Origin of the sequence: Sphingomonas sp., assembly GCF_042091075.1 — a bacterium.
In the GTDB taxonomy this organism is placed as follows: Bacteria; Pseudomonadota; Alphaproteobacteria; order Sphingomonadales; family Sphingomonadaceae; genus Sphingomonas.
On record NZ_JBELIE010000192.1, the window covers coordinates 2,730 to 5,610 of the forward strand.

4 protein-coding genes are annotated in these 2,881 nt (G+C 68.8%); 3 read left to right on the top strand and 1 reads right to left on the bottom strand.

Annotated elements, in window-relative coordinates:
• The 3 genes from ACFDSW_RS14895 to ACFDSW_RS14905 form a co-directional block, all read left to right on the top strand.
• The coding region (locus tag ACFDSW_RS14895) for an OPT/YSL family transporter (protein ID WP_375251059.1) at positions 1-597 on the top strand (597 nt) is incomplete at its 5' end.
• Positions 594-947, top strand: a complete 354-nt coding sequence (locus ACFDSW_RS14900) for a CidA/LrgA family protein (protein WP_375251060.1) — start codon at positions 594-596, stop codon at positions 945-947. The genes ACFDSW_RS14895 and ACFDSW_RS14900, both read left to right, overlap by 4 nt.
• Entirely contained in the window at positions 944-1,636 is a 693-nt protein-coding gene (locus ACFDSW_RS14905; protein ID WP_375251061.1) for an LrgB family protein, read from the top strand. The genes ACFDSW_RS14900 and ACFDSW_RS14905 overlap by 4 nt, the downstream gene beginning before the upstream one ends.
• 48 nt (positions 1,637-1,684) lie before the next feature.
• Here ACFDSW_RS14905 and ACFDSW_RS14910 read toward each other — a convergent pair.
• Positions 1,685-2,881: glycoside hydrolase family 130 protein (locus tag ACFDSW_RS14910; protein ID WP_375251062.1), on the bottom strand; the 1,197-nt coding region annotated here is incomplete at its 5' end.

Consider the following 2,881-nt stretch of genomic DNA (forward strand, 5'->3'; position numbering starts at 1 on the left):
ATCGGCGTCGCGTTCGGATCACTGGTGGTGCCGCCTGTGATGCAGTTGCTCTACACCTCGTTCGGCTTCGCCGGCATGCCCGGCGCGGGGCCGAGCGCGCTCGCCGCACCGCAGGCGGCGCTGATCTCAGCGCTGGCGCAGGGCGTTCTGGGCGGCAATCTCAACTGGACGATGATCGGCTGGGGCGCGGCGGTGGGGATGCTCGCGATCGCGCTGGATGAGGGGCTGGGCAAGGCGGGGCGGATGCGCCTGCCCCCGCTCGGCGTCGGGCTCGGCATCTATCTGCCGATGTCGGCGACGCTGACGGTGGTCGTGGGCACGATCCTGGGCCACGCCTATGACCGCTGGGCGGCGCGCCGCTCGACGGACCCGGAGGCGGCGACTCGGCTCGGCGTGTTGACGGCGACGGGCATGATCGTCGGCGAGAGCCTGTGGAACGTCGTCTTCGCCGGGATCGTCTATGAAACGGGCGATGATGCGCCGCTGGCGCTGGTCGACGGCTTCGAAACCCCGGGCCTGCTGATCGGCCTGGTCGTGTTCGCCGCGCTGACGGCGTGGCTGTATCGTCGCACGCGCATGATGGCGGCGGTGCGATGATCGCCGCGATCGCCCTGCTGCTCACCTGCCAGTTGCTCGGGGAGACGATCCGCCTGGCCACCGGCCTGCCGGTGCCGGGCGCGGTGGTTGGCATGCTGCTGTTGCTGCTATGGCTGGCGCTTATCCCGCGCGAGCGCCCCACGCTGACCGCGGTGACCGGATGGCTGACCGCGCATCTGTCGATCATGTTCGTGCCCGCCGCGGTCGGCGTGATGCAGGAGGGCGGCATATTGGCGCGCTGGGGCTGGGCGCTGGTCCTGGCGACCATCCTGTCGACGCTGATGACGATGATCGTCACCGCGCTGGCCTTCCGCTGGGCCGCGCTGCGCTGGGCCGGGCCCTCGGCGTGATCGCGCTGCCGGCGGCGCCGCTGCTGTGGCTGACGGTGACCCTGATCGTGTTCGAGGGCGCCGATCTCGTCTCGCGACGCAGTGGCCGGCACCCCCTGTGCCATCCGGTGCTGTTTGCCACGCCCGTTCTGATCGCGCTGTTGCTGATCTCATCGACTCCCTATCGCGTTTATCGCGAGGCCACCGCGCCGCTGACCTTCCTGCTCGGCCCGGCGGTGGTCGGGCTGGCGGTGCCGGTCTGGGCACAGCGGCGGCTGATCCGCCGGCTGGCGGTGCCGATCGGGGTGGCGTTGCTGGCCGGCGCCACGACCGCGATCGTCAGCGCGGTCGGGATCTTGTGGCTCACCGGCGCGCCGCCGGTGCTGCTTGCATCGATCGCGCCGCGCGCGACCACCTCGCCGGTGGCGATGGCGCTCGCGCAGCAACTGCACGGTATCCCGCCGCTCGCGGTGGCCATCGTGCTGTTTGCCGGCGTCGTCGGAGCGATGACCGCGACGCCGTTGTTCGACCGGATGGGCATCCGCGACTATCGCGCGCGCGGTTTCGCGATCGGCGTCTCGGCGCATGGCCTCGGCGCGGCGCGGGCGTTCCAGGTCGATGCGACGGCGGGCGCGTTCGCCAGCCTGGCGATGGCCCTCAACGCCATCGCTACCGCGGCGCTGCTCGGGGTGCTGGCGGCGTTGCTGTAGCCGAGTCGCGCGCGTCGCCGGCGGGCGATCGCGGCGCGACGCGCTGCCTCACATCTTGTCGAGCAACTCCTTGATCGACACGAACGCGAAGCCGACCGAACTGTCGGCGATGCCATAGGGCATGAACAGCTTGTCGCCATGGCGCATCGCGCCGCACGTATAGACGACATTGGGCACATAGCCCTCACGATCCTGATCCGCCGCCGCCAGGATCGGCGAGCGCGTTCGGCCCAGCACGCGCGCCGGATTGTCTTTGTCGAGCAGCGCCGCCCCGATCGAATATTTGCGCATCGCGCCGACGCCATGCGTCAGCAGCAACCAGCCCTCATCGATCTCGATCGGCGCCCCGCAATTGCCGATCTGCACGAACTCCCACGGAAAGACGGGCTTCAGGATCAGCTCACCGTCATCCCAGTGCGACAGATCGTCGGTTTTGAGCAAGTACAGATTCTCTCCATCCTGTCGGCCGATCGACATATAGCGGCCGCCCACCTTGCGCGGGAACAGCGCGATCCCCTTGTTGCGGGCAGCACTGCCGCTCATCGGCACCAGGTCGAAGGCGCGGAAGTCCTTCGTCCGCATCAGTTCGGACTGGATCGCGCTGCCGTTATAGGCGGTATAGGTGCCCAGCCATTCGAACGCGCCATCGTCGTGCTGGAATTGCACGAGACGCAGATCCTCCAGCCCTTTCGACTGTTCCTGCGTGATCGGGAAGATCACCGTGCCGGACAGCGTGCTGTCGCGATGGCGATAGACCGTCACCGGGCCGGTCGGCATCTCGCCCTCGTCGCTGCCGACCGCGTCGGTGGCGGTCGCGAACGGCGGCTCGGGGGCCAGTTTCAGCTGGTTGTCGGTGGTGATGATCCCTTCGCGGAACGCCACCGAAGAGATATGCCCCTCCCCCACAGCGCGCAGCGACATCACGATTCGCATCGCGCCATCCTCCATCCCGCTCTGGTCGGGATGCGGCACCGCGCTGGGGTTCATCAGCGCGGCGGCGGCATAGCTGTATTCGTGGCAGAAATAGGCGCCGATCAGCTGGCGCTTGGTGTCGCCGATCGCATCGTCATGCAGCCCGTGCGCCGCCGCGATCTCGTCATAGCGGCTCATGAACACGCGCCGGGTCTGCCAGTGGCGCTGCTCGAAGTCCTTGAGCACCGCCTCCAGCTGCGCCGCAGCCTCGCTCTCGCTCATCTCCAACACGGCGCCGATCAGCCGCTGCGAGCGGCTCTGTGCGCCGCCATT

Coding starts and splice junctions, on each gene's coding strand:
- ACFDSW_RS14900 (WP_375251060.1), top strand. CDS start 594: ATGATCGCCGCGATCGCCCTGCTGCTCACCTGCCAGTTGCTCGGGGAG.